26 protein-coding genes are annotated in these 26,219 nt (G+C 73.3%); 21 read left to right on the top strand and 5 right to left on the bottom strand.

The window, feature by feature from the left end; all coding sequences use genetic code 11:
• Nucleotides 1-6: 6 nt before the first annotated feature.
• Complete coding sequence (locus DAI17_RS17570) at nucleotides 7-453, top strand: hypothetical protein (protein WP_107774527.1); 447 nt, start codon at nucleotides 7-9, stop codon at nucleotides 451-453.
• A gap of 28 nt (nucleotides 454-481) precedes the next feature.
• Here the strand turns inward: DAI17_RS17570 and DAI17_RS17565 are convergent, their stop codons facing one another.
• The gene (locus DAI17_RS17565; protein ID WP_107774526.1) at nucleotides 482-853 is read right to left on the bottom strand and encodes a hypothetical protein; all 372 of its coding nucleotides are present in this window, start codon (nucleotides 851-853) and stop codon (nucleotides 482-484) included.
• A 132-nt stretch (nucleotides 854-985) separates the two neighbouring features.
• Between DAI17_RS17565 and DAI17_RS17560 the strand changes: the two genes are divergently transcribed.
• Nucleotides 986-1,579, top strand: coding sequence for an N-acetyltransferase (locus DAI17_RS17560; protein WP_107774525.1), 594 nt, complete (start codon nucleotides 986-988; stop codon nucleotides 1,577-1,579).
• A gap of 69 nt (nucleotides 1,580-1,648) precedes the next feature.
• On the top strand, nucleotides 1,649-2,116 hold the full coding sequence (locus DAI17_RS17555) for an NUDIX hydrolase (protein ID WP_107774524.1): 468 nt from the start codon (nucleotides 1,649-1,651) through the stop codon (nucleotides 2,114-2,116).
• Nucleotides 2,117-2,120: 4 nt separating this feature from the next.
• On the opposite strand, the gene DAI17_RS17550 is transcribed toward DAI17_RS17555, so the two are convergent.
• Both DAI17_RS17550 and DAI17_RS17545 read right to left on the bottom strand, forming a co-directional pair.
• Nucleotides 2,121-3,407: a nucleotide disphospho-sugar-binding domain-containing protein gene (locus DAI17_RS17550; RefSeq protein WP_107774523.1), complete on the bottom strand. Its 1,287-nt coding sequence runs from the start codon at nucleotides 3,405-3,407 to the stop codon at nucleotides 2,121-2,123.
• 13 nt (nucleotides 3,408-3,420) lie between these two features.
• Nucleotides 3,421-5,532: a glycosyltransferase gene (locus tag DAI17_RS17545; RefSeq protein WP_107774673.1), complete on the bottom strand. Its 2,112-nt coding sequence runs from the start codon at nucleotides 5,530-5,532 to the stop codon at nucleotides 3,421-3,423.
• Nucleotides 5,533-5,603: 71 nt separating this feature from the next.
• Here DAI17_RS17545 and DAI17_RS17540 point away from each other — a divergent pair, with 71 nt between their 5' ends.
• Complete coding sequence (locus tag DAI17_RS17540) at nucleotides 5,604-5,957, top strand: hypothetical protein (protein WP_159081617.1); 354 nt, start codon at nucleotides 5,604-5,606, stop codon at nucleotides 5,955-5,957.
• Nucleotides 5,958-6,037: 80 nt separating this feature from the next.
• Nucleotides 6,038-6,658, top strand: coding sequence for a class I SAM-dependent methyltransferase (locus DAI17_RS17535; protein WP_107774521.1), 621 nt, complete (start codon nucleotides 6,038-6,040; stop codon nucleotides 6,656-6,658).
• A gap of 4 nt (nucleotides 6,659-6,662) precedes the next feature.
• Here DAI17_RS17535 and DAI17_RS17530 read toward each other — a convergent pair whose 3' ends face one another.
• Both DAI17_RS17530 and DAI17_RS21085 read right to left on the bottom strand, forming a co-directional pair.
• Nucleotides 6,663-7,760: a DNA glycosylase AlkZ-like family protein gene (locus DAI17_RS17530; RefSeq protein ID WP_107774520.1), complete on the bottom strand. Its 1,098-nt coding sequence runs from the start codon at nucleotides 7,758-7,760 to the stop codon at nucleotides 6,663-6,665.
• A 77-nt stretch (nucleotides 7,761-7,837) separates the two neighbouring features.
• Nucleotides 7,838-8,485 carry a DUF3060 domain-containing protein gene (locus DAI17_RS21085; RefSeq protein ID WP_159081616.1) on the bottom strand — a complete coding sequence of 216 codons (648 nt, stop codon included), beginning with the start codon at nucleotides 8,483-8,485 and terminating at the stop codon, nucleotides 7,838-7,840.
• Between the two features lie 140 nt (nucleotides 8,486-8,625).
• On the opposite strand from DAI17_RS21085, the gene carA reads away from it, so the two are divergent.
• The 16 genes from carA (at nucleotide 8,626) to DAI17_RS17445 (ending at nucleotide 26,217) form a co-directional block, all read left to right on the top strand.
• Entirely contained in the window at nucleotides 8,626-9,759 is a 1,134-nt protein-coding gene (gene carA, locus DAI17_RS17520) for a glutamine-hydrolyzing carbamoyl-phosphate synthase small subunit (protein ID WP_199905187.1), read from the top strand.
• Nucleotide 9,760: 1 nt separating this feature from the next.
• Nucleotides 9,761-13,048, top strand: coding sequence for a carbamoyl-phosphate synthase large subunit (gene carB, locus DAI17_RS17515; RefSeq protein WP_107774518.1), 3,288 nt, complete (start codon nucleotides 9,761-9,763; stop codon nucleotides 13,046-13,048).
• Nucleotides 13,048-14,079 (top strand): quinone-dependent dihydroorotate dehydrogenase, encoded by a 1,032-nt coding sequence (locus DAI17_RS17510; protein WP_107774517.1) that lies wholly within the window; start codon nucleotides 13,048-13,050, stop codon nucleotides 14,077-14,079. The genes carB and DAI17_RS17510 overlap by 1 nt, the downstream gene beginning before the upstream one ends.
• Nucleotides 14,076-14,888: an iron-sulfur cluster-binding protein gene (locus tag DAI17_RS17505; protein WP_107774516.1), complete on the top strand. Its 813-nt coding sequence runs from the start codon at nucleotides 14,076-14,078 to the stop codon at nucleotides 14,886-14,888. Before DAI17_RS17510 ends, DAI17_RS17505 begins: the two co-directional genes overlap by 4 nt.
• Complete coding sequence (locus DAI17_RS17500) at nucleotides 14,885-15,748, top strand: beta/alpha barrel domain-containing protein (protein WP_107774515.1); 864 nt, start codon at nucleotides 14,885-14,887, stop codon at nucleotides 15,746-15,748. Before DAI17_RS17505 ends, DAI17_RS17500 begins: the two co-directional genes overlap by 4 nt.
• Nucleotides 15,748-16,578 (top strand): orotidine-5'-phosphate decarboxylase, encoded by an 831-nt coding sequence (gene pyrF, locus DAI17_RS17495; RefSeq protein ID WP_107774514.1) that lies wholly within the window; start codon nucleotides 15,748-15,750, stop codon nucleotides 16,576-16,578. Before DAI17_RS17500 ends, pyrF begins: the two co-directional genes overlap by 1 nt.
• Complete coding sequence (locus tag DAI17_RS17490; protein ID WP_107774513.1) at nucleotides 16,575-17,015, top strand: hypothetical protein; 441 nt, start codon at nucleotides 16,575-16,577, stop codon at nucleotides 17,013-17,015. Before pyrF ends, DAI17_RS17490 begins: the two co-directional genes overlap by 4 nt.
• Before the next feature lie 79 nt (nucleotides 17,016-17,094).
• Nucleotides 17,095-17,421: an integration host factor, actinobacterial type gene (gene mihF, locus DAI17_RS17485; protein WP_107774512.1), complete on the top strand. Its 327-nt coding sequence runs from the start codon at nucleotides 17,095-17,097 to the stop codon at nucleotides 17,419-17,421.
• Complete coding sequence (gmk, locus tag DAI17_RS17480) at nucleotides 17,418-18,023, top strand: guanylate kinase (protein WP_107774511.1); 606 nt, start codon at nucleotides 17,418-17,420, stop codon at nucleotides 18,021-18,023. Before mihF ends, gmk begins: the two co-directional genes overlap by 4 nt.
• Before the next feature lie 19 nt (nucleotides 18,024-18,042).
• Nucleotides 18,043-18,372, top strand: a complete 330-nt coding sequence (gene rpoZ / locus DAI17_RS17475) for a DNA-directed RNA polymerase subunit omega (protein WP_107774510.1) — start codon at nucleotides 18,043-18,045, stop codon at nucleotides 18,370-18,372.
• A gap of 31 nt (nucleotides 18,373-18,403) precedes the next feature.
• On the top strand, nucleotides 18,404-19,639 hold the full coding sequence (gene coaBC / locus DAI17_RS17470) for a bifunctional phosphopantothenoylcysteine decarboxylase/phosphopantothenate--cysteine ligase CoaBC (RefSeq protein ID WP_234412575.1): 1,236 nt from the start codon (nucleotides 18,404-18,406) through the stop codon (nucleotides 19,637-19,639).
• Nucleotides 19,640-19,705: 66 nt separating this feature from the next.
• Nucleotides 19,706-20,908: a methionine adenosyltransferase gene (gene metK, locus DAI17_RS17465; RefSeq protein WP_107774508.1), complete on the top strand. Its 1,203-nt coding sequence runs from the start codon at nucleotides 19,706-19,708 to the stop codon at nucleotides 20,906-20,908.
• 147 nt (nucleotides 20,909-21,055) lie between these two features.
• Nucleotides 21,056-23,068 (top strand): primosomal protein N', encoded by a 2,013-nt coding sequence (locus DAI17_RS17460; RefSeq protein WP_107774672.1) that lies wholly within the window; start codon nucleotides 21,056-21,058, stop codon nucleotides 23,066-23,068.
• 50 nt (nucleotides 23,069-23,118) lie between these two features.
• Nucleotides 23,119-23,664 carry a peptide deformylase gene (def, locus tag DAI17_RS17455; RefSeq protein WP_107774507.1) on the top strand — a complete coding sequence of 182 codons (546 nt, stop codon included), beginning with the start codon at nucleotides 23,119-23,121 and terminating at the stop codon, nucleotides 23,662-23,664.
• Nucleotides 23,664-24,590 carry a methionyl-tRNA formyltransferase gene (gene fmt / locus DAI17_RS17450; RefSeq protein WP_107774506.1) on the top strand — a complete coding sequence of 309 codons (927 nt, stop codon included), beginning with the start codon at nucleotides 23,664-23,666 and terminating at the stop codon, nucleotides 24,588-24,590. The genes def and fmt overlap by 1 nt, the downstream gene beginning before the upstream one ends.
• An 85-nt stretch (nucleotides 24,591-24,675) precedes the next feature.
• Complete coding sequence (locus DAI17_RS17445) at nucleotides 24,676-26,217, top strand: OFA family MFS transporter (protein WP_107774505.1); 1,542 nt, start codon at nucleotides 24,676-24,678, stop codon at nucleotides 26,215-26,217.
• The last annotated feature ends 2 nt before the right edge of the window (nucleotides 26,218-26,219 follow it).

Here is a 26,219-nt window from a genome sequence, read left to right as displayed (position 1 = left end):
GGCGCCATGACCACGCCGTACGACGTCCCGACCGGTGAGGGGACCGGGACCTACGAGTTCCGGATGATGCCCACCGACGACTTCCACGGGGGAGCGTCGAGCGTCACCGTGACCGACACCGCCCGCGGACGCGCGGTGCTGGTGGCCTACACCTGGGAGCACGCCGAGGACGGTCCGCAGGAGGGCACACTCGTGCTGGGCGTCCCCGGCGAGGACGGCGTGGTGACCGCAGCGTGGGTGGACAGCTGGCACCAGCGCGACGTCGTGCTCCTGACCGGAACCGGATCGGCCGCCGGTGCCACGGTCGGCTACGAGTACGCCCCGGGCTGGACCTGGGAGATCGAGGTCGGGGTCGTCGACGGCGACCTGGCACTGGTGATGCGCAACGGCGTGCCGGCCGGCGAGGGGAGCCCGGGCGGCCGGTACGACGTGATGCGAGGCCGCTGGTCCTGAGGCAAGCTCGACGTGTGCTCGCTGGGGATCACCCGCCGGGGCGGTCCCCCGTCCGAGACAGGCGCTCGCGGCTCAGGAACCGAACCGGCTTGCCGAGCGACTCCGCGTAGGCGATCTCCCGTCGGGTCGACTCACCTGTGTAGCCGTCCGGATCGACGATGTACACCTCGTCAGCCATGCGGATCTTCTGGAGGTGCACGCGGCCGAGCCGCCCCTTCAGGTCCGAGCTGTCGGCTGCCCAGTCGTAGTCCGGCAGGTCGGGGAGGCTGAACATCCCGAGGCTGATCACGACGCAGCCCTCCATCGTGAGCCGCTGGTTGACCTCCGCGAACTCAGCCTCGAACCTGGTCGATCCGCAGAGCGTGATGACAGTCCCCTCGGTCGCCTGCTGGTCCTCCATGGGTCTCATGATCGGTGACCGGCAAGTCGAGTCGCTCGCCGCCCCCGGACATCCGGGTGGCCGGGCTTCATGCCGACCAGCCGGTCTCCGCACAGCGGCAGCCTCGCAGCTCCAGGCGACTAGGGTCGCCGCATGCCCGACTTCACATGGCGCCCGGCCAACCAGGCAGCGGCAGCGGACGTCGAGGCGGTCTTCGCCACCGGGGGTGCCCGCAAGTGCCGTTGCCAGGCGCTGAAGGTGCCCGGCTGGATCTGGCGCGACACCACCCAGGGGCAGAGGGATGTCTCGCTGCTGGAGCAGACCGCCTGCGGCACCCCCGGACCGACGTCCGGGCTGATCGGGTACGTCGACGGCGAGGCGGCCGGCTGGGTCGCGGTCGAGCCGCGGGAGAACTACCCCAGGCTGTGGAGCCGGAAGCAGGGGTGGATGAGGATGGACCCCGAGCTGGAGGGCGTCTGGTCGGTCACGTGCTTCGTCGTGCGCAAGGGCTGGCGCCGGTCGGGGCTGACCTACGAGCTCGCCGCCGCCACCGTCGAGTACGGCGAGCAGGTCGGAGCCCGCGTCCTGGAGGGGTACCCGATCGAGCCACCGCCGGGCAGGTCCGTGATCTGGGACGAGGCCTCGGTCGGGCTGGTGCAGGTCTTCCTCGAAGCCGGCTACGAGGTGGTGGCCTCACCCACCTTGCGCCGACGTGTGGTGCGGCGGCGACTGGGCAGCCCCGCATGACCGTGGCGAGGTCGGCGAGCTCACTGTGCCTGGCGTCGAGGACGGTCATCCGAGTCGAAGGGTCCTGCGATGCCTGACTACATCCGCTGGATCCGTGACCGTGTGGGCCATGACCGGATCTTCTTGAACTTCGCCTGCTGTGTCGTCTCCGACGAGCACGGACGCGTGCTGCTCCAGCTGCGAGGCGACCGCGAGAGAGCTGTGTGGAGTTTCCCGGGTGGTGCCCTGGAGCTGGGCGAGTCAGCCGAAGACGCTGCCGTGCGCGAGGTGCGCGAGGAAACGGGGCTCGACGTGGCGGTCACCGAGCTCGTCGGCGTGTACACCAGGTACGAGGACCGGTATCTCAACGGAGATGTGGCGCAGACCGTTGCCGTTGTCTTCCGAGCGCGCATCGTGGGCGGAGCACTCGCGATCGACGGGGACGAGACGATCGGACTGCAGTTCCACGACCTCGGGCGTTTCCCTCATCTGGTCAACCAGCAGCACGAGGACATCGCGTCGGACATCCGAGCCGGCCGTCGCGGCGTCTGGCGCTAGGGGGTCAGCCGAGCAGGGCCGCGCGTGCCACGTCGCGGCCCGGTGCCCGGCGCAGCTCCTCGCCCATCGCGCGGGCCAGGTGCGGGGCAGGGCCGTCGAGGAGGGCGCGCACGGCGGTGCCCAGGTCCGCGGACGTGACCACGTTCGGGTCGAGCGCAACCCCCAGCCCCGCGGCCTCGATCGCCGCCGCCCCCGCGAACTGGTCGGTGGAGAACGGCAGCACCACCATCGGCACGCCGGCGGTGAGCGCCTCGGTCACGCTGTTGTTGCCGCCGTGGGTGACCAGCACCGCCGCCCGGTCCAACACGGCGACCTGCGGGAGGAAGGGACGCATCAGCCAGTCCGGCGGGACCTCCGGCAGTCCGGTGGCGGAGCCGGTCGCCACCGCGACCCGGAGGCCGAGCGGACGCAGTGCGTCCAGCACCGTCGCCAGCACGTCCCCGCGGGCCGACAGGAAGCTGCCGAAGCTGACGTAGGCCACCGGCCGGTCGTCGGCCGCGAGCCAGTCCCGGACGTCGTCGGCCGCCGGCTCGGCCCGCACGGCCGAGCCGAGGAACGCGTGCGGCGGCAGCAACGCCGTACGAGCCGGGTCGTGCAGCGCCGACGGGTAGTTCAGCATCAGCAGGTCACCGTGCTCGGCGAACGCGTCCGCCGACGATGCGGCACCGGGTGCCAGCACCCGCAGGGCGGCGTTCCACTCCGCGGTGAAGGCGTCCCGGACGTCGCGGCACAGCCGGTGCAGCTCGTCGAGGTCGGACTCCGGCGCGCTGAACGCGGCCGGCCAGACGGGCGGGTAGCCGTAGACCTCGTCGCCGACCGGCAGCGCGGACGGGTGGCCGAGCACGACATCGGCGTACGGGACGCCCGCCACGCCCAGCGCGAGGCGGGCGCTGAACGCCAGGTGGTCGACGATCACCTGGTCTGGCCCCACTTTGTCGACGACGTCCAGCACGGCGCGGGCCCGGTCCACCGGATCCCACAGCAGATCGTTGCGCCGCGCCTCGGCCTGGTAGCGCAGCGTCGCCACCATGCCGTGCCGGGTGGCGGCGAAGAAGCCACGCAGCGCGGCGTCCTCGCCGGGTGGCTGCTGCTCGGCCCGGATGACACCGGGATTCGAACCCCGGCCCAGCACCAGATCAGCACGGTCGAAGCCGAACCCGGCGACGATGCCGGCGGTCGCCGGGCCGGTGGCGACGACGACCGACTCGCCGGCGTCCCGCCAAGCCGTCGCGAGGGTCGCCAACGGCAGCAGGTGCGAGGCGTAGTCCGGGCTGATCACCAGCAGGGTCATGCGGGCAACCGTGTCACGAGCGGCGCGCCGTACGGGCGGCACCGGAGTAGATGGCGCTCAACCGGTCGGCCATGGCCTGCACGGTGAAGTCGGCCCTGATGCGTTCCAGGGCACGGTCCATCCGCTCGGCCTGACCCGGTGCGGTGGCGAGGTCGAACGCGACACGCGTCGCACGGGCCACCTCGTCCGGCCGGCGCGTGTCGACGAGCACGCCGGTCATCCCGTCGTCGATGTAGGTGGCCGGACCGCCTGCTGACGGACCCACCACCACCAGCCCGGAGGCCAGGGCCTCCAGGAGCGCCAGGCCGAACTCCTCCTTGAGGCTGCTGCACACGTACACCCCGCCCGGGCCGATGCCGCCCGCCGTACCCGCCCGCGCGGCCGCCAGCCAGACCGCGACCACGTCGTTGGGTCGGTGACCTGGCATCAGCAGGCCCGGGGCCGCCGTGGGGAACCGCGTCAGGACCTCGGCGATCAGGTCGAGCTGCTCGCGTTCGTCCGGGGAGGGATCGGCCAGGTCGCCGCCGACGATCAGCAGGTTGGACCGCTCGGCCAGCTCCGCATCTCCGGCCCACGCCTCGACCAGGGTCGCCATTCCCTTGACCCGGTGCAGGCGCCCCACGCTGATCACCAGCGGGAGCCCCCTGCGGTGCTCGGGCAGAGCGGCGACGAGCGCGTCGAGCTCCTCCAGCGCCGGGCCGGAGGTCCCGGACCGCTCCAGCTCGGCGGCGGCTGCGGCACTGACGCTCAGGTCGACGCCCTCCGGCACCACGGTGAACCGGCTGGGCTGCCCGGCCACGTCGAGGCCGAGCAGCTCGCGCATGTCGTGCTGCAGCTCGGGGCGGGGGAAGAGGACGACATGGGCCGAGTCATCGGCCAGCCGCTGCACCAGGCGGGCACGGAACCAGTAGTGCTCTCGTTCGTCCTGGGTGCCGAAGTTGCCTCGGTGCAGGCCCCCGGTCATGTCGAGGGCATGGATGACGGCGTGCGGGTCGGGCGCGAGGGTGAACACCGTCGGGATGCCCAGCTCGCGGGCCACCTCAGCCGCGGCCAGGCTGCCCACCTCCGCCATCCGGAGGTGCAGCACGTCGACGCGGTGAGCCCTCAGCACTCGGCGGATCCCGCGTTCCGCCGCGACCCGCGACGGCCAGGCCTGCGCGGCGGAGGCGGCCTCGGTGAGCAGGGGCACCGGGGTCAGCAGGTGCCCGTCCGCCGGCGTCAGCGCGTCCAGGGCGGCGCGGGCGGTGCCGCGCGAGAGGGTCAGGACCCGGTCGACACCGGGCCCGGTGGCCAGCGCATCACCCAGACGGACCAGCAGCGTGGCGATGCCGCCGTTGTCACCGGCGCCCGCCCGGCTGAGGTCACGGTCGATGTCGGCGTGCAGGAAGAGCTGGGCGACGGCCAGACCGGACCCGGCCTCGCCACGCTCGGCCGCGTCGATGCCGAGATCGATGGCGGCAAGACGGGCGACGGTTCCCAGGTCGTCATCGGCCCTGCTGAGGTCACGGACCACCGCCACCGCGGCGGCGTCGGCCGGGCGGTCCCCGAGGGCGGCGACAGCGGTCAGCCGTACCGCCAGGTGCTCGCCGGGAGAGACGGCGAGCCGGAGCAGCGCGCGGCCGGCTATCGGACCGGGCACCAGGCCGAGGGTCTCGACGATCCTGCTGCGGACCGCCGGACCGGCCGCCCCGGCGAGCGCGCCCTCGACGGCGAGCGCGACCTGCCCCGGCGCGGAGGCGGCCCATCGGGCGAGCGTGCGCTGGGCGAGGACACCGGAGAACCCGCCGCCCACGACGACGCCGACCAGCCTGCCGATGGCGTCGAGGCGGGGCAGCCGGGCCCCGAGCGCCCAGCTCGCGTGCTCGCGCAGGAACGGCCGGGGGTGCGACAGGAGCTCGGACAGGACGGCGTCGGCCCCGTCGTCGAACACCTGGGCGAGGGCGTGCACGGCGGCGACCGCGGTCAGCTCGTCGCTCTCGTCGATCACCGCGGCGAGCAGCCGCACCGGTTCCGGTCCGGTCTCGGCGCCGGCGGCGGCCGCGAGCCGGTCCCCGCTGCGCAGCACGTCCACCACGAACGGTGCCTGCTGGACCTCGTCCAGGGTGTGTCGAAGAGAGCGACCCATGCTGCGCATTCGGTGCCGGGGACACATCGGATGGCGAAGAAGCTCGGATGATCTCGACTACGCTCCGCCGCATGCCGGGGACCGAGCCGTGTGCGCAGCGGCGGTTCGAGTACGGCTGGCTGCTTGCCGGGCTGGCGTGGGGAGCGCTCCTCGGCGTCGGGACCGCGACCGTCCCGTTCCTCCTCGTCATGCTGTCCGGCGGTGAGACGCCGACGCTGGACAGCAGCTGGCTGGTGGCGCTCATGTGGGTCGTCCTGCTGGCGATCAGCGGCGCCACGTACGGCGGGATGGTGGGGCTGGTCACCGGTGTCGTCGTGATGCTGGTCGTCGGCCGCGATCCCGCGGTGAGGGCCGCCCGACGTAGACCCGCCGCCTTGGCACTCGTTGTCGCGCCCCTTGCGGCGACGGCCCTGTGGTATCTGTGACTGCCCCGGCGTCTGGGGCGTGGCCCTCTACCGGCGCCGGACGCGGTGCCTCGGAACGGCGGCGGTCGTACGCTCGAGTCGTGACGGGCGAGCCCTCGGAGATGTTCGAGTCGATGTATGCGAGCACGGAGGCCGGCGGTGCCCGGCCGCCGTGGGACTACGGCGCCGCGCGTCCACAGCTCGTCGAGTGGGTCGAGGCGCAGGGGCTGGCGGGAGACGGCCGCGAGGCGCTGGTGGTCGGGTGTGGCTACGGAGCGGACGCCGAGCTCCTCCAGCGCCTGGGGTTCCGGACCACGGCGTTCGACTTCGCGCCGACGGCGATCGCTGTGGCGCGACGCAAGCATCCGGACACCGAGGTGACCTACCTCGTCGCCGACGTCCTCGACCTGCCCCGTGAGTGGCAGGGCAGGTTCGACCTGGTCGTCGAGAGCCTCACAGTGCAGTCCATGCCACCGCCGCAGCACGCGCTCGCAGCGCGACGCATCGCGACGCTCGTGGCACCCCACGGCACCCTGCTGGTCCTGGCGACCACTCGGGAGGACGGGTCCGAGGTGACCGGACCGCCGTGGCCGCTGACCCGCGCCGAGGTCGAGGCGTTCGCGGACGGGGACCTCGTCATCCGCCATCTTGAGCGGATCGAGAGCGGCACCTGGTGGCGGGCCGAGCTGTCACGCACCGGCGCAGTCACTGGCCCGGCCTGAGCACTCACCGTTCGACCACCAGTCCCAACCAGCGGCCCAGCGAGGCGATCTCGTCGTCCACCGCCGACCGCAGCGAACGGTTCCACCGGCCGTCCTCGTGGACGGCGTTCACCCGCAGCACGCCCGCGTCCCGGTCCGCCGAGGCGTCGACCTTGCCCACCAGCTGGTCGCCGTGCAGGACCGGGAGCGCCCAGTAGCCCCAGCGGCGCTTCGCGGCCGGCTTGTACATCTCGAGCTGGTAGTCGAAGCGGAACAGCTCGGCCATCCGCTTGCGGTCGAAGACCAGCCGGTCGAGCGGTGAGAGGAGCGCCGTACGCCCCTCGAGGTCGTCGAGGTCGTGCAGGTACGACGGGTCGACGCGCCAGGTCCCGCGGAGTCCCTCGACCCTCGCCTCCTCGCCGACCGGCCCGACGTCGTTGGGCTCGCCCGGGGACACGGTCGCGCGCTGCCGCGCGATGCCGAGGGCGCGCAGCCGGCGCGCGCCCCGGATGCGGAAGGCCTCCTCGAGCGGGACCGGCACGACGTCGGGGTAGACCCGCTCGGCCAGGTCCCACAGCTTGTCGCGTCCCTCGGTGCCGGCGACCGCCACCTCCCCGCGCTGCACCATCATGTCGAGGAGCCGGCGGACGTTGCGGTCGTTGTTCCACCCGCTCGACTGCCACGGGACCAGCGTCGTGTCGGGCAGCTCCCGAGCGGTGCACGGTCCCTCGTCGTGCAGCTGGGCCAGGATGTCGCGCCGGGTGTCGTCGTTGGCCTCGACCCAGCCCACCAGGTCCACCTGCCACGGCTTGAGCTCGCCCGGTCCCGGCCACGCGGCCATCTCGGCGCGGTAGAGCGCGAGGTCCTCGGCCGGGCGGAGCATCGAGTGCAGCTCGACGAGCGACCCGTCGGCGACCAGGCCGTCGAGCACGGACGTCCGGTACGACGCCCCGAGGCGCGACCAGGCCACGACGTGCGCGCTCGGGGCGACGGCCGCGGTGGGCTCGACCTGCAGCAGCGACAGGTGCCTGACGGCGTCCAGCAGGTCGGTGGGCCGGTCGGCGCCGAGGAGCTGGGCGCGGACCGCGACCCGACGGGCCTGCTGGGCGGTGAGCTCGTGCACGGGGCGACGATAATCGGGCGTCAGGACGAGACGCGTCCGGTTCGCGTACGCCGCGTCAGGTGACAGGGGGAGCGGGCTCAGCCCCGACGGGGGACGGTGACCACGTTGCCGACGCCCCGGACCCGCACCTGCGGGCGGCCGCGGGTGACCTCCACCCGGTTGCGGTCGCCGCGCACCCGCAGCCGGTCGAGCCGCCGGTGGGCGACCGTGTTGCCGTCGCCGACGACCTTCGTGGTCCAGCCCCGGCGCGCCGCGAGGGCGATGCCCGAGCCGCGCAGCACGACCTCGTGCACGCGGTCGGCCGTCACGGACGCGCCCGAGCCGGTGACCTCGAGCCGCTCGACCAGGCCGGGGGAGGAGACGGTGGACCGGGGGCCGGTGACGACCAGCTCCTCCGCCGAGGTGGCCTCGACGCGGTTGTCCGCACCGGCGACGACCACGAGTCCCTGGGTCTTGGCGGTGACCCGGTTGCGCTCGCCGGTCACGTGCAGGTGGGTCGCGGTCGGCATCGTGACCACGGCGTCGTCGGCGGTGACCCGCACCGTGCCGCACACGCCCTCGAGGACGTAGGTCGTGTCGTCCCACGCCAGCTCGAGGCCGTCCTCGCCCTCCAGCGCGCAGTTGACCGGGACCGTCAGGCCGGCGTGGGCGGGAACGGCGGCGATCACGCCGCCGAGGAGCAGGGCGACGGTGACGGCGGATGCAGGTGCGGAGAAGCGGTACATGTGTACACCATGTCGTGCCGGCGACCCACGCGCCCACACCGCGGAGCGTGGTCTCGGACACACGACCCCCGCTGATAGGGTCTGGCCCGCAGATACATCCTTTAACGATCCGTCCCGTGAGGCGGAGAAGGAGGTCGGCGTTGCCTGCACGCGCGCCCGCACTGCTCGTCCTCGAGGACGGGCGTACCTTCCGAGGCGATGCCTTCGGAGCCGAGGGGGAGACCTTCGGTGAAGCGGTGTTCTCCACCGGCATGACCGGTTACCAGGAGACCCTCACCGACCCCAGCTACCACCGCCAGGTGGTCGTCATGACCGCGCCGCACGTCGGCAACACGGGCATGAACGACGAGGACCCCGAGTCCACCCGCATCTGGGTCGCCGGTTACGTGGTCCGCGACCCCGCCCGGGTGCCCAGCAGCTGGCGCTCGCAGCGCACGCTCGACGACTCGCTGCGCGACCAGGGCGTCGTCGGCATCTCCGGGGTCGACACCCGTGCGCTGACGCGCCACCTGCGCGAGCGCGGAGCCATGCGGGTCGGGATCTCCACCACCGAGACCGACCCGGCCGCGCTGCTGCGGCGGGTGCAGGAGTCCGCCGAGATGCGCGGCTCCAACCTCAGCGAGGCGGTGTCCACGCAGGAGGCGTACGTCGTGCCCGCCGTCGGTGAGAAGCGCTTCACCGTGGCGGCCGTCGACCTCGGCATCAAGGCCAACACCCCGCGGATGATGAGCCAGCAGGGCATGGAGGTGCACGTCCTGCCCGCGACCGCCACGGTCGAGGAGGTGCTCGCCACCGGTGCCGACGGCCTGTTCTTCTCCAACGGTCCCGGCGACCCGGCCGCCACGACCGCCCAGGTCGAGCTGCTGCAGGCCGCGCTGGAGCGCGGGCTGCCCTACTTCGGCATCTGCTTCGGCAACCAGCTCTTCGGCCGCGCACTCGGCTTCGGCACCTACAAGCTGACCTACGGCCACCGCGGCATCAACCAGCCGGTGATGGACCGCACCACCGGCAAGGTCGAGGTCACCGCGCACAACCACGGCTTCGCGGTCGACGCCCCGCTCGAGGGCAGCACCACCACGCCGTACGGCGAGGCGACGGTGAGCCACGTCTGCCTCAACGACGACGTGGTCGAGGGGCTCGAGCTGCGCTCGCCGGACGGCGCGCTGCTGAGCTTCTCGGTGCAGTACCACCCCGAGGCGGCGGCCGGGCCGCACGACGCGGCGTACCTCTTCGAACGGTTCGCCCAGCTCATGACCGAGCGGAAGGAGGCCTGACGTGCCGAAGCGTGACGACATCAAGAGCGTGATGGTCATCGGCTCCGGGCCGATCATCATCGGCCAGGCCTGCGAGTTCGACTACTCCGGCACCCAGGCGTGCCGGGTGCTCAAGGAGGAGGGCCTGCGGGTCGTCCTGGTCAACTCCAACCCGGCCACGATCATGACCGACCCCGAGTTCGCCGACGCGACGTACGTCGAGCCGATCACCCCCGAGTACGTCGAGAAGGTCATCGCCCAGGAGCGCCCCGACGCGCTGCTGGCGACCCTCGGCGGCCAGACCGCGCTCAACTGCGCGATGGGTCTGGCCGAGCAGGGCGTGCTGGAGAAGTACGGCGTCGAGCTGATCGGCGCGAGCATCGAGGCCATCGACCGCGGCGAGAACCGCGAGGTCTTCAAGAAGATCGTCGCCGAGCTCGGCGGCGAGAGCGCCCGCTCGGTCATCTGCCACTCCATGGACGACCTGCTCGCGGCCGCCGACGACCTCGGCTACCCGATGGTCGTCCGCCCGTCCTTCACCATGGGCGGCACCGGCTCGGGCATGGCCTACGACGAGAAGGACCTGCGCCGCATCGGCGGCGCCGGCCTCGCGGCCAGCCCGACCACCGAGGTGCTCCTCGAGGAGTCGATCCTCGGCTGGAAGGAGTACGAGCTCGAGGTCATGCGCGACACCGCGGACAACGTGGTGATCGTCTGCTCGATCGAGAACCTCGACCCGATGGGCGTGCACACCGGTGACTCGATCACCGTCGCGCCGGCGATGACCCTCACCGACCGCGAGTACCAGGCGATGCGCGACCTGGCCATCGGCATCATCCGCTCGGTCGGCGTCGACACCGGCGGCTGCAACATCCAGTACGCCGTCAACCCCGAGGACGGTCGCCTGATCGTCATCGAGATGAACCCCCGCGTCTCGCGCTCCAGCGCGCTGGCATCGAAGGCCACCGGCTTCCCGATCGCCAAGATCGCCGCCAAGGTCGCCATCGGCTACACGCTCGACGAGATCCGCAACGACATCACCCGCGAGACCCCGGCGTCCTTCGAGCCCACGCTCGACTACGTCGTGGTCAAGGTGCCCCGGTTCGCCTTCGAGAAGTTCCCCGGCGCCGACACCACGCTGACCACCCACATGAAGAGCGTCGGCGAGGCGATGGCCATCGGCCGCAACTTCACCGAGGCGCTGCAGAAGGCGCTGCGGTCCCTGGAGAGCAAGGGCGCGACCTTCGACTTCGCGGCCCCGGTCGGCGACCCGGCCGCGCTGCTGGAGCAGTCCCGCACGCCGACCGACGGCCGGCTGCGGACCGTGATGGACGCGATCCGCGCGGGCGCGACGCCCGAGCAGGTCTTCGACGCCACCGCGATCGACCCGTGGTTCGTCGACCAGCTGTTCCTCATCAAGGAGGTCGCCGACGAGGTGGCCGCCGCTCGCGAGCTCGACCTCCCGACCCTGCGCCTGGCCAAGCGGCACGGCTTCTCCGACGCCCAGGTCGCGGCGATCCGCGGGATGCGCGAGGACGTCGTCCGCGGCGTGCGCCAGGCCCTCGGGCTCCGACCGGTCTACAAGACCGTGGACACGTGCGCGGCCGAGTTCGCCGCCACGACGCCCTACCACTACTCCTCCTACGACGAGGAGACCGAGGTGGAGCCGCGCGAGCGCGAGGCGGTCATCATCCTGGGCAGCGGCCCCAACCGGATCGGTCAGGGCATCGAGTTCGACTACTCGTGCGTGCACGCCTCGCTGGCGCTCAGCGACGCCGGCTACGACACGATCATGGTCAACTGCAACCCCGAGACGGTCTCCACCGACTACGACACCTCGGACCGGCTCTACTTCGAGCCGCTCACGCTGGAGGACGTGCTGGAGATCGTGCACGCCGAGCAGCAGGCCGGCCCGATCGCCGGCGTCATCTGCCAGCTCGGTGGGCAGACGCCGCTCGGGCTCGCGCAGGGCCTCGCGGACGCGGGGGTCAAGATCGTCGGCACCACTCCCGAGGCGATCCACCTCGCCGAGGAGCGCGGCGCCTTCGGCCGCGTGCTGGCCGAGGCCGGCCTGCCCGCCCCCAAGCACGGCATGGCCGTCACCTTCGAGGACGCCAAGCGCATCGCCGACGACATCGGCTACCCCGTGCTGGTGCGACCGTCGTACGTCCTGGGCGGTCGCGGCATGGAGATCGTCTACGACGACGGCCGCCTGCGGTCCTACATCGAGGCCGCCACCGAGATCAGCGACGAGCACCCGGTGCTGGTCGACCGGTTCATCGACGACGCGGTCGAGATCGACGTCGACGCGCTGTACGACGGCCACGAGCTGTTCCTCGGCGGCGTGATGGAGCACATCGAGGAGGCCGGCATCCACAGCGGCGACTCCTCGTGCGCGCTGCCGCCGATCACGCTGGGGGCCACCGAGGTCGACCGCATCCGGGTCGCCACCGAGGCGATCGCCCGGGGCGTCGGGGTCCGCGGCCTGATCAACATCCAGTTCGCCCTCAGCTCCGACGTGCTCTACGTCCTGGAGGCCAACCCGCGGGCCAGCCGGACCGTGCCGTTCGTCTCCAAGGCGACGGCGACGCCGCTGGCCAAGGCGGCCGCCCGGGTGATGCTCGGCGAGACCATCGCCGACCTGCGCGCGTCGGACCTGCTGCCCGAGGTCGACGGCGGGCACCTGCCCGCCGACGCCCCGATCGCGGTCAAGGAGGCGGTGATGCCCTTCAACCGCTTCAAGACCATCGAGGGCCGCAACGTCGACACCGTGCTCGGCCCGGAGATGAAGTCGACCGGCGAGGTGATGGGCTTCGACGCCGACTTCGGCACCGCGTTCGCCAAGGCGCAGGCCGCGGCCTACGGCTCGCTGCCGACGACCGGACGGATCTTCGTGTCGGTGGCCAACCGCGACAAGCGCAACATGGTCTTCCCGATCAAGGTGCTGGCCGAGCGCGGCTTCGAGATCCTGGCCACCCAGGGCACCGCCGAGGTGCTGCGCCGCAACGGGGTGACCACCACCGTCGTGCGCAAGCACCACGAGGGGGAGGGCCCGCACGGCGAGAAGACGACCGTCCAGCTGATCAACGACGGCGACATCGACCTCGTCATCAACACGCCCTACTCGACCGGCGGCTCCGCCCGCCTCGACGGCTACGAGATCCGCACGGCCGCCGTGCTGGCGGACATCCCCTGCATCACCACCGTCCAGGGGCTCGGCGCCGCGGTGCAGGGCATCGAGGCCATGACCGCCGGCGAGATCGGCGTGCGCAGCCTGCAGGACTGGCAGCGGGGGAGGACCGCTCGCTGATGGGTCGCCCCTACCGCCTGCTCTTCGACCACCTGCTGACCCGGGCCGACCCGGAGCGCGCGCACCACGCCGCGTTCCGGGCGATCCGGGCGGCCGGCCCGGTCGCGCGGCGGCTGCCCGCGCCGGCCGGCAAGCCGGTCGAGGCGATGGGGCTGACGTTCCCGCACCGGGTCGGCCTCGCGGCCGGGTTCGACAAGAACGGCGTCGGCATCGACGCCCTGGGTGCGCTGGGGTTCGGGCACGTCGAGATCGGCACGGTGACCGGCGAGCCGCAGCCCGGCAACCCGCGTCCACGGCTGTTCCGGCTCCCGCAGGACCGGGCGGTCGTCAACCGGATGGGCTTCAACAACGACGGCGCGGAGGCGGTGGCCCTGCGTCTCGCGCGCCGCGGCCGGCCCGAGGGCGCGCCCGTCCTGGGCATCAACATCGGCAAGACCAAGGTGGTCCCGCCCGAGCGCGCGATCGCCGACTACGAGAAGTCCACAGGACTGCTCGCGCCGCACGCGGACTACCTCGTGGTCAACGTCAGCTCGCCCAACACCCCGGGCCTGCGCGACCTCCAGGCCGTGGCGGTCCTCGAGCCCCTGCTGACCGCCGTACGCCGGCGCGCCGACCAGGTCCGCCCCGACGACCGGGTGCCGCTGCTGGTCAAGATCGCGCCCGACCTCAGCGACGCGGACGTGCTCGCGGTGGCCGACCTCGCGGTGGCGATCGGGCTGGACGGCGTCATCGCCACCAACACGACCATCACCCGTGACGGGCTCCGCACCGACCCCGCCACCGTCGAGGCGATCGGCGCCGGCGGCCTCAGCGGCGCCCCGCTGCGCGAGCGCGCCACCGCCGTGCTGCGGATGGTGCGCGAGCGCGTCGGGGACGACCTCACCCTCGTCGGGGTCGGCGGCATCACCACCCCGCAGGACGCGCGCGAGCGGATCGAGGCCGGCGCGGACCTCGTGCAGGGCTACACCGCGTTCGTCTACGAGGGTGCGCTGTGGCCGCGGACCCTGGTCGCGGGGCTCCCCTCCGCATGACGCGCACGACCCCGGTGCACGTCGTCGGCGAGGTGCTCGCGACCAAGCGGGCCGGCGCCTACCGGCACCTGACCATCGCCGCGCCCGGCGTCCCCGAGCGCTTCCGGGCGGGCAACTTCGTCGCCATCAGCGTCGGCGACGGCCGCCTCGCCCGCCGTCCGCTGTGGATCCACCGGGTCAAGGAGACGGGGGCCTACGGACCCACCCTCGACGTCGTCGTCGAGCCGCGGGGTCCCGGCAGCACCTGGCTGGCCGAGCTGCCGGTCGGGGCCCACGTGCCCGTCACCGGTCCCCTCGGCCGGCCGTTCGCGCTGCCCCGCGAGCCGGTGTCCTGCGTGCTGGTCGGCGAGGGGTACGCCGCGGCGCCGCTGTTCCCCCTCGCCGCGCGGCTGCGCGAGCGCGGCTGCCCGGTCAGCCTCGTCCTCGCCGCCGACGACGAGGCGCACCTGCTCTCCGCGCTGGAGGCCCGCCGCAGCGCCCGCTCGGTCAGCGTCGTCACCCGCGACGGCTCGGTGGGCGTGCGCGGTGACGTCGCCGCCCAGGTCGACGCCGTGCTCGAGCGGGCGGACGCCGACGTCGTCTACGCCGCCGGCACCACGGCCACCCTCGCGGCGGTGGCCGTAGCCGCCGAGCGACGGGGCGCCTGGAGCCAGGTCGCGCTGGAGACCCCGATGGCCTGCGGCACCGGCCTGTGCCAGGGCTGCCCCGTGCCGGTGGTCGCCGAGGACGGCGTGACGCGTCGGGTCCGCGCCTGCGTCGACGGGCCGGTCATCCGTGGCGACCGCGTCCACTGGGACGGGCTCGGATGAGGCGGGGCACGGTGATGGTCGCCAGCGGCTGCGGCGGCACCGGCCGCGAGCTGGCGCCGTACGTCGACCTCGACGGCCTCGACCTCGTCACCCGCTCCATCACCCTCGACGCGCGGGCCGGCGGTGCGGCCCCCCGGGTCGCCGAGACCCCGAGCGGGCTGGTGCACGCGGTGGGGCACCAGAACCCCGGCCTCGAGCACTTCCTCGCCACCGAGCTGCCCTGGCTGGTGCGCGCCGGCGTGCGCGTGCACGTGTCGGTCGTCGGGGCGTCCATCGGCGAGTACGCCGAGCTGGCCCGGCGGCTCAGCCGCGCCCCGGGCGTGGCCGGCCTCGAGATCAACCTCGGGTCGCCCGACCAGGCCGGCGAGGACCTCTTCGAGGTGCGCGAGCCCTACCACGCGGCCAGCGTCGTCGCCGCGGTCCGTCGCGAGTTCCCCGCCGACCGGCCGGTGCTGGCCAAGCTGCGCCCCGACCTGTCGCGCGCCGTCGAGGGCGCCCGGGCCGTCCACGACGCCGGCGCGAGCGGCGTGGTCCTCGGCGACGCCGTCCCCGCGGCCATGCCCGACGGCCGTCCCGGCGGGCTCTGCGGGCCCGCGATCACCCCCGTGGCCCTGCGCTGCGTGCGCGAGGTCACCGCGCTGCTCCCCGACGTCGAGGTCGTCGGCGCGGGTGGCGTCGACGGACCCGCGACGGCCCGGGCCTTTCTGGCAGCCGGCGCCGTCGGCGTCCAGGTGGGCGCCGCTCTGCTGCACGACCCCACGACCGTGGCGCGCGTGCGCGCCGCCCTGGCCGACGACCTGGCCGACGACCTGGCCGACGACCTGGCCGGGGGACCGGACGACCCCGAGAGGACCCTGTGATGACCGACCACTTCGGCGCCCGCCTGCACGCCGCCATGGAGGAGCGTGGCCGCTTCTGCGTGGGCATCGACCCGCACGCGTCGCTGCTCCGCGACTGGGGGCTGGACGACGACGTGGCCGGCCTGGAGCGCTTCGCCCGCACCGTCGTGGACGCGGTCGCGCCCGAGGTCTCGGTGGTCAAGCCGCAGAGCGCGTTCTTCGAGCGCTTCGGCAGCCGGGGTGTCGCGGTGCTGGAGCGGGTGATCGCCGACTCGCGGGCCGCGGGCGCGCTGGTGCTGCTCGACGTCAAGCGTGGCGACATCGGGTCCACCAGCCAGGCCTACGCCGACGCCTACCTCGACCCTGCGTCGCCGCTGGCCTCCGACGCCATCACCGTCAGCCCCTACCTCGGCTTCGGCTCCCTCGACCCCATGGTCGAGACCGCCCGTCGGCACGGAGCCGGCCTCTTCGTGCTCGCCCTGACCTCCAACAAGGAGGGCCCCGAGGTCCAGCACGCCCGGACCGGCGAGGGCACGGTGGCGGGCAGCGTCCTGGCCCACCTGCGCTCGCGCAACGACGGGCTCACGCCGCTCGGCGACCTCGGCGCGGTGATCGGCGCGACCATCGGCGACAGCGCCGAGGACCTGGACTTCAACGGTCCCGTCCTGGCACCCGGCTTCGGCGCCCAGGGCGGCACGGTGGCCGACCTGCGCCGCATCTTCGGGCCCGTGGCCCGCCGCGTGCTGCCGAGCTCGTCGCGCGAGGTGCTGGCGTCCGGCCCCGACCCCGTGGCCCTGCGGGACGCGGCCCGCCGGGGCAACGAGGCGGTCGCCGCGCTGGGCGACGCGTGAGGACGCTGCTCCTGGCGGCCGCTCCCGCGCTGGCCCTCGTGCTGGCGATCGGGTGCGCGAGCGACCAGGAGACCTACTGCGAGGCCGTCGAGGAGCACCGGGCCGAGCTCAGCGACATCGCCGCGAGCGGGGAGCCCGGGGCGGTGCTGGGGGCGCTCGACGCCTACCGCGACCTGCGGGACGAGGCGCCCCGGGACATCGGCGACGAGTGGACCCAGGTGGTCACCCGGCTCGAGGGGCTCCAGGACGCCCTGGACGACGCCGGCGTCGACCCCGGGTCGTACGACCCGCGCGTCACGCCCGACGAGCTGGCGGCCGAGGACCGGAAGGCGATCGAGGCCGCCGCGCGGGCCCTCGGGGAGGCGCGGACCGTGGAGGCGATGGCCGGGATCGAGCAGCAGGCCCTCGACGTGTGCGGGACGCCGCTCAGCCAGTAGGGGCCGCATTGCAGGGCGTCCGTCGGACTGACTAGATTGACCGCGTTGCCCTCGCCCCAGAGCCAGAAGGACCCGTTTCGTGGCCTTGCCCCCCCTCACGCCCGAGCAGCGCCAGGCGGCCCTCGACAAGGCCGCCGCATCCCGACGGGAGCGCGCCGAGGTCAAGAACCGCCTCAAGAACTCGGGTGCCTCGATCATGGACGTCGTCCACGAGGGGCAGGACAACGAGGTCATCGGCAAGATGCGCGTCGTCGACCTGCTGCAGTCGATGCCCGGGCTCGGCAAGGTCCGTGCCCGCCAGGTGATGGAGCGGCTCGGCATCGCCGAGAGCCGCCGCGTGCGGGGTCTGGGCATCAAGCAGGTCGCCGCGCTCCAGCGTGAGTTCGGCCCCCGCGAGGAGTCTTGAGCGAGCCCCGCAGGTCCCGCCTGATCGTGCTCGCCGGCCCCACCGCCGTCGGCAAGGGCACCGTCGCCGCCGAGGTCCGCCGCCACCACCCCGAGGTCTGGCTCTCGGTCTCCGCCACGACGCGTGACCCGCGCCCGGGCGAGGAGAACGGCGTCCACTACTGGTTCGTCTCCGACGACGACTTCGACGCGATGATCGAGCGCGGCGACCTCCTGGAGTGGGCCACGGTCCACGGGACGCACCGCTACGGGACCCCGCGGGGCCCCGTCGAGCTCGCCCTCGCGTCGGGGCACCCGGCGATGCTCGAGATCGACCTGCAGGGTGCCCGCCAGGTGCGCCGGACGATGCCCGAGGCGTTGTTCGTCTTCCTCAAGCCGCCCTCGTGGGAGGAGCTCGTACGCCGCCTGGTCGGCCGCGGCACCGAGACCGCGGCGCAGCGCGAGCGCCGGCTCGCGACCGCGCGCGAGGAGCTGGCCGCCGAGTCGGAGTTCGACGTCACCGTGGTCAACCACGAAGTTCACGCTGCCGCCGACGAGTTGGTAGCCTTGATGACGTTCGACCAAGCGTCGGCCCCTGCCCGGGGCGAGACGACCACCGACTGACTTCTGTGAGGCCTTCCGCGTGTCTGCCCCCAACATCGCCGCCGAGGGCGTGACCAACCCCTCGATCGACGACCTGCTCACCAAGACCGACAGCAAGTACAAGCTGGTCCTCTACAGCGCCAAGCGCGCCCGGCAGATCAACGCCTACTACTCCCAGCTCGGCGAGGGCCTGCTGGAGTACGTCGGCCCGCTCGTCGACACCGTCGTCCAGGAGAAGCCGCTCTCCATCGCGCTGCGCGAGATCAACGACGACCTCCTCACCTGCGAGGACGTCGACCCCGCCGAGCTCGCCGCCGAGGAGGCTGCCGCCGCGGCCGCGCGCGCCGAGGCGTCGACCTTCACGGAGTGACGTGACCTCCCAGGACCCTTCCGTCCACGACGTGGCCGTTTCCCGCACCGGGGAGCGGCCACGTGTCGTACTCGGGGTCAGTGGCGGCATCGCGGCCTACAAGGCCTGCGAGCTGCTGCGTCGGCTCACCGAGTCGGGCCACGACGTGACCGTGGTGCCCACCGCGTCGGCGCTGGAGTTCGTCGGTGCCCCGACGTGGGCCGCGCTGTCGGGCAAGCCGGTCGCCACCGACGTGTGGACCGACGTCCACGAGGTGCCGCACGTGCGCATCGGGCAGTCCGCCGACCTCGTGGTGGTCGCGCCGGCCACGGCCGACCTGCTCGCCAAGGCCGCCCACGGGCTGGCCGACGACCTGCTCACCAACACCCTGCTGACCGCCCGCTGCCCGGTGGTGCTCGCGCCCGCGATGCACACCGAGATGTGGGAGCACCCGGCCACCGCCGCCAACGTCGAGACCCTGTGCGGTCGCGGCGTGGTGGTCGTCGAGCCGGCTGAGGGCCGGCTGACCGGCAAGGACACCGGCAAGGGCCGGCTCCCCGAGCCGGCCGAGATCTTCGAGCTGGCCATGGAGGTGCTGGCCCGCGGGGTCGCCGTCCCCGACCTGGCCGGTCGGCGGGTCGTGGTGAGCGCGGGCGGCACCCGGGAGTACCTCGACCCGGTCCGCTTCCTCGGCAACCGCTCCTCGGGCCTGCAGGGCTACGCCCTGGCCCGTGCGGCCGCTGCCCGCGGGGCCGAGGTGACGCTGGTCAGCGCCAACGTCACGCTGCCGGACCCGGCCGGGGTCAAGGTCGTGCGCGTGGAGACCACGGCGCAGCTGCGCGACGAGGTCGTGCTGGCGGCCGGCTCGGCCGACGCGGTGGTGATGGCCGCGGCGCCCGCCGACTTCCGGCCCACCACGGTCAGCGAGGCCAAGATCAAGAAGGCCGACGACGGCTCCGCGCCGGCGATCGAGCTCGAGCAGAACCCCGACATCCTCAAGGAGATCTCCCACGACCGGCAGCGGCCGGGGGCGGTGGTGGTCGGGTTCGCCGCCGAGACCGGCGACGACACCGGCGACGTCCTCGACCTCGCGCGCGCCAAGCTGGCGCGCAAGGGGTGCGACCTCCTCGTGGTCAACGACGTCAGCGGGGGAGCGGTGTTCGGCAGCCCCGACAACGAGGCGGTCATCCTGGCCGCCGACGGCGCGGCCGTGGAGGTCCCCCACGGCACGAAGGGCGCGCTGGCGCACGTGGTCTGGGACCAGGTCGTCGCGCGATTCGCCCGCTGAGACGCGCATCTTGCATAGTGGCCCCCCGATATCGTGGGTCTCACCACCTCGACAGGAGCACAGACTGTGGCTGGACGCCTCTTCACCTCCGAGTCCGTGACCGAGGGTCACCCGGACAAGATCGCTGACCGCATCAGCGACACCGTCCTGGACTACCTCATGGAGCACGACTCCGACCGCGAGAACCTCCGGGTCGCGGTCGAGACCCTGCTGACCACCGGGCTGGTCGTCGTCGCCGGGGAGGTCCGCACCCACGCCTACGCGCCGGTCGCCGACCTCGTCCGCAAGGCGATCCTCGACATCGGCTACGACTCCTCCGACAAGGGCTTCGACGGCACCACCTGCGGCGTCCAGGTCGCCATCGGCGCCCAGTCGAGCGACATCGCCGCGGGCGTCGACAGCGGCCACGAGTCCCGCGTGGGGGCCTCCGAGGACGACCTCGACAAGCGCGGCGCCGGCGACCAGGGCCTGATGTTCGGCTACGCCTGCGACGACACCCCCGAGCTGATGCCGCTGCCGATCATGATCGCCCAGCGGCTCGCGCAGCGGCTGACCGAGGTCCGCAAGGACGGCACGCTCGCCTACCTGCGGCCCGACGGCAAGACCCAGGTCACCATCGAGTACGACGCGCAGGACCGCCCGGTCCGCATCGACACCGTGGTGCTCTCCACCCAGCACTCCGAGGACGTCGACCACGCCACGCTCGAGGCCGACATCAAGAAGCACGTCATCGACGCGGTGCTCGCCACCTTCGACATCCCCTCCGAGGGCTACCGGCTGCTGGTCAACCCCACCGGCAAGTTCGTCGTCGGCGGGCCGATGGGCGACGCCGGCCTGACCGGCCGCAAGATCATCGTCGACACCTACGGCGGCATGGCCCGCCACGGGGGCGGCGCGTTCTCCGGCAAGGACCCCTCGAAGGTCGACCGCTCCGCGGCGTACGCCATGCGCTGGGTGGCCAAGAACGTCGTCGCCGCGGGTCTCGCCCGGCGCTGCGAGGCGCAGGTGGCCTACGCGATCGGCAAGGCCGCGCCGGTGGGTGTGTTCATCCAGACCTTCGGCACCGGTGTGGTCTCCGACGAGGCGATCCAGGCGGCCGTGCTCGAGGTCTTCGACCTGCGTCCGGCCGCCATCATCCGCGACCTCGACCTGCTGCGGCCGATCTACGCCCAGACGTCGGCCTACGGCCACTTCGGCCGCGAGCTCCCCGACTTCACCTGGGAGCACACCGACCGCGCCGAGAAGCTCCGGGCCGCCGCCGGCGCCTGAGCGCCGCTGCAGGAATCACCGCTTCAGCGGTGACTCTGGCGCTTGCTGGCCGATGCAACGGCCAGCAACCGTCGGGATCGGCCAGCAAGTGCGGGACCGGTGGGACCGTCGGTGGCGCTGTCGGTCCGCATTGGTTGAATGCCGACCATGACCAACCACGAGGCCGGGCCAGCAGAGATGCTGCCCGGCCTCCGTGCGTCGGTGGCCGACGGCAAGGCGCGGGCGGCGGCGACCCGGGCGCGCAAGGCGGCCGAGTTCGAGCCGGCCGCGGTCGACCCGGTCGCGCGCGTCCTCGTCGACGTGCCGCTGGCCCACCTCGACCGCACCTTCGACTACGCCGTGCCGGTCGCGCACGCCGAGGCGGCCGTTCCGGGTGCGCGGGTCAAGGTCCGCTTCGCGGGCCAGGACGTCGACGGGTACGTCGTCGAGCGCGCCGCCACCAGCGACCACCCCGGCCGTCTCCAGCCGCTGCGCCGGGTGGTGAGTCCCGAGCCGGTCCTGAGCCCCGTCGTCGCCGACCTGACGGCCGCCGTCGCGGCGAGGTACGCCGGCGCCCGCGCCGACGTGCTGCGGCTCGCCGTGCCTCCCCGGCACGCCAAGGTCGAGGCCGAGGCCTGGGAGGTGCCGCCGGCGCACCCGGTGCCGGCCTCCGCGGACCGGTGGCGGCACGTCACGCACGGTGAGGCGTTCCTGCGGCACCTGACCGACGGGTCGGCGCCCCGCGCCGTCTGGTCGGCGGCTCCCGGCGACGACTGGCCGGGCATGGTCGCGGCCGCGGTGGCCGCCGCCCGGGCGGGCGACCGGGGCGCGATCGTCTGCGTGCCCGACCAGCGTGACGTCGAGCGGGTCTCCGCCGCGCTCGAGGGCTTGCTCGGACCCGACCAGCACGCCGTCCTGACCGCCGACCTGGGTCCTTCAGCGCGCTACCGGGCGTTCCTGTCGGTCTCCCGCGGGGCCCGCAAGGTCGTCGTCGGCACCCGGTCGGCGGCCTTCGCCCCCGTCCGCGACCTGGGGCTGGTGGTGATCTGGGACGACGGCGACGACCTGCATGCCGAGCCGAGGGCGCCCTACCCCCATGTTTGCGAGGTGCTGGGGATCCGGGCCGAGGCCGAGGGGACCGCGATGCTCCTCGGCGGCTTCGCCAGGTCGACCGAGGCCGCCCTGCTGCTGCGGTCCGGGTGGGCGCGCGAGCTCGTCCCGTCGCGCGCGGTGGTCCGCGAGCGGGTGCGCACCGAGGTCGCGCCCGCCGAGGACCGGGCCGTCGGCTCCCGGCTGCCGCGGCCGGCGTTCGAGGCGATCCGGAGCGGGCTGGCCGTCGGCCCGGTGCTCGTCCAGACACCCCGCGCCGGCTACGCCCCAGCGCTGGCCTGCGAGCGGTGCCGCACCCCCGCCCGGTGCGGACGCTGCGCCGGCCCTCTCGTCCTCCGCGGACCGACCGTCCCGCCGACCTGCCGCTGGTGCGGCACGGCCGACGAGCGGTGGGCCTGCCGCGAGTGCGGCCACCGCGGCCTCCGCGCACCGGTGCGGGGCGAGGCGCGCACCGCGGAGGAGCTCGGCCGCACCTTCCCCGGCACCACCGTGCGCAGCTCGAGTGGCGACCGGGTGCTGGCCCGGGTGGGGGAGCGGCCCGACCTCGTGGTCGCGACCGTGGGCGCCGAGCCGGTCGCGGAGACCGGCTACGCCGCGGTCGTCCTGCTCGACACGTGGCTGACGCTGGCCCGCGACGACATGCGGGTCCAGGAGGAGGCCCTGCGCCGCTGGCTCGGCGCCGCGGGCCTGGTCCGTCCCGGCGGGCACGTCGTCGCCGTGGGGGACCCCGCGCACCCGGCGCTCCAGGCGCTGGTGAGGTGGGACCCGGCGGGGTTCGCCGAGCGCGAGCTCGTCGAGCGGGGGGAGGCACACCTGCCGCCGACGGCACGGATCGCCACCATCACCGGCGACCCGGGCGCCCTCGACGACGCGGTGACCCTCCTCGACCTGCCCGAGCCGGCCGAGGTGCTCGGCCCGGTCCCGGTGGCCGAGGACGAGCAGCGCGTGGTCGTGCGGGTGCCCCTGACCCAGGGCGGCGCCCTGTCCCGCGCCCTCGGCGAGCTCCAGCGCGTCCGCTCGGCCCGCAAGCTCGACGCCGTCCGCATCCAGGTGGACCCGCCGACCATCTGAGCCCTCCCTAGACTGGGCGCGCATCCGAGACCGAGGAGTCCCAGCAGTCCATGGCAGTCCAGCCCATCCGCCTCTTCGGCGACCCGATCCTGCGCCGACGCGCGATCGAGGTCGACGACTTCGACAAGGAGGTCCGCCAGCTCGTCACGGACCTCACCGACACCATGCTGGCCGCCCCGGGAGCCGGGCTGGCCGCTCCGCAGATCGGCGTCGGCCTGCGGGTCTTCACGTGGAACGTCGAGGGCGAGGTCGGCCACCTGGTCAACCCGTCCCTCGAGCTGAGCGACGAGACCCAGGACGGTGCCGAGGGGTGCCTGTCCCTGCCCGAGCTGACCTACGACTGCCTGCGCGCCCTCTCCGTGGTGGCGACCGGCTTCGACATGTACGGCGAGCCGGTGCGCATCGAGGCGTCGGAGTACCTCGCGCGCGCCATGCAGCACGAGACCGACCACCTCGACGGCATCCTCTTCATCGACAAGCTCGACACGGCCGCCCGCAAGGCGGCGATGAAGGAGATCCGCGAGTCCGAGTGGTTCGGCCTCGAGCGACCCGTCGTCCGGGTGAGCCCGCACAGCACCGGCGGGCTGGGCTTCTGATGCGCGTCGTCTTCGCCGGCACCCCCGAGGTCGCCGTGCCGGCCCTCGACGCCCTGCACACCTCCTCCCACGAGGTCGTGGGCGTCGTCACCCGGCCCGACGCGCCCGCGGGCCGCGGACGCCGGCTGGTCGCCAGTCCCGTGGCGCTGCGTGCCGAGGAGCTCGGCCTGCCGGTCCTCAAGCCCGAGCACCCGCGGGACGCCGACTTCCAGGACGCCCTGCGAGCGCTGGAGCCCGACGCCTGCCCCGTGGTGGCCTACGGGGCCCTGCTGCCGCAGTCCGCCCTGGACATCCCGCCGCACGGGTGGATCAACCTGCACTTCTCGGTCCTGCCCGCGTGGCGCGGCGCCGCGCCGGTGCAGCACTCGATCTGGGCGGGCGACGAGGTCACCGGCGCCACGACGTTCCGGATCGTCAAGGAGCTCGACGCCGGGCCGACGTACGGCGTCATGACCGAGCGGATCCGGCCCACCGACACCGCCGGCGACCTCCTCGCGCGGCTCGCGGAGGGTGGCGCGACCCTGCTGGTGCGCACCCTCGACGGGATCGAGGACGGCTCGTTGGAGGCCCGGGAGCAGCCCGCCGACGGCGTCAGCCTCGCCCCCAAGATCCTCGTCGAGGACGCGCGCGTCGACTGGGCCGAGCCTGCGATCGGCGTGGACCGGCGGATCCGGGCGTGCACGCCCGGCCCGGGCGCGTGGACCACCTGGGACGGCGAGCGGTTCAAGGTGGGACCGGTGACCGTCGCCGCCGGACGCGACCGCCTGGAGCCCGGGGTCCTCGAGGTCACCAAGAACGCGGTGTACGTCGGCACCGCCAGCGACCCCGTCGAGCTCGGCGAGGTCAAGGCGTTCGGCAAGAAGCAGATGCGCGCGGCCGACTGGGCCCGCGGGGTGACCGTGCCGGAGGGCGCGCGGCTGGTGTGACCCACACCCAGGGGTGGGGTGTGTCACATTTCAACGATCCGGCCGCTAGCCTTCGCGTCACGTCCATCGTCTCGGAGGTTCACCCGTGGCTGTTCTCGAAGTCCTCGATCGTCGCCACACGGTGGCACCGCACTCCTACAACCGCTGGCTGATCCCGCCGGCCGCCCTGGCCGTGCACCTGTGCATCGGCCAGGCCTACGCCACCAGCGTCTACAAGAACTCGCTCATCGAGCACTTCGACGCCTCGCAGACCGCGATCGGCTTCGTGTTCTCCATCGCCATCGTGATGCTCGGCCTCAGCGCCGCGGTCTTCGGCACCTGGGTGGACAAGGTCGGCCCCCGCAAGGCGATGTTCACCGCGGCCTGCTGCTGGAGCGCCGGATTCCTGGTCGGCTCGCTCGGCATCGCGACCGGCCAGCTGTGGCTGCTCTACCTCGGCTACGGCGTGATCGGTGGCGTCGGCCTGGGCATCGGCTACATCTCGCCGGTCTCGACGCTGATCAAGTGGTTCCCCGACCGTCCGGGCCTGGCCACCGGCATGGCCATCATGGGCTTCGGCGGCGGCGCGATGGTCGCGGCCCCGCTGTCGCGCCAGCTGCTCTCGTTCTACGACCCGGCCTACGACCCCAGCGACGCGGGCTCGCTCGCTGACGGTCATGCGCTGACGTTCCTCTTCGTCACCCTGGGCATCGTCTACTTCGCGATCATGATGCTCGGCGTCGCCAACATCCGCGTCCCCGCGCCGGGCTGGCGGCCCGACGGGTTCGAGCCCTCCGAGGTCGCGAGCAAGTCGCTGGTGACCGAGAACGACGTGTCCGCCGCCAACGCCCTCCGCACCCCGCAGTTCTGGCTGCTGTGGACGGTGCTGTTCTGCAACGTCACCGCGGGCATCGGCATCCTCGAGCAGGCCAGCCCGATGATCCAGGACTTCTTCCGCGAGGGTGGCGAGTCCAGCGTGACCGTCGCGGCCGCGGGCGGCTTCGTCGGCCTGCTGTCGCTGTTCAACATGGCCGGCCGCTTCGTGTGGTCCAGCACGTCGGACTACATCGGGCGCAAGCCGATCTACATGGTCTACCTCGGCGTGGGCATCGTCCTGTACGTCGCACTGGCGCTCGTCGGCTCGACGTCCACCGCGATCTTCGTGCTGCTCGCCGCGATCATCATCTCCTTCTACGGCGGCGGCTTCGCCACCGTCCCGGCGTACCTCCGCGACCTCTTCGGCGTCTTCCAGGTCGGCGCCATCCACGGCCGGCTGCTCACCGCCTGGTCCGCGGCCGGCGTCGCCGGGCCCCTCATCATCAACGGCTTCCTGGACTCCGCCGGCGGCGCGGGAACGCTGACGGCCGACTCCTACCGGCCGGCGCTGTTCACCATGGTGGCGATCCTGGGCGTCGGCTTCGTCGCCAACCTCCTGGTCCGGCCGGTCGCGGCGAAGTTCCACGAGGACACCTCGGCGCACAAGGCGCAGGCCGAGGCCGACCGGGAGGCGGGGCTCGCCGCGGAGGAGTCGGTCGGCTCGGGTGGCACGAGCACCGCCCGCCTCGTCCTGTCGTGGGCCGTGGTGAGCATCCTGCTCGCCTACGGCGTCTTCCAGACGGTCAGCACCGCCCTCAAGCTCTTCTCCTGACC

It is taken from the genome of Nocardioides sediminis (genome assembly GCF_003047295.1).
Classification (GTDB): Bacteria; Actinomycetota; Actinomycetes; order Propionibacteriales; family Nocardioidaceae; genus Nocardioides; species Nocardioides sediminis.
This window is presented reverse-complemented; position numbering and strand designations above follow the sequence as displayed.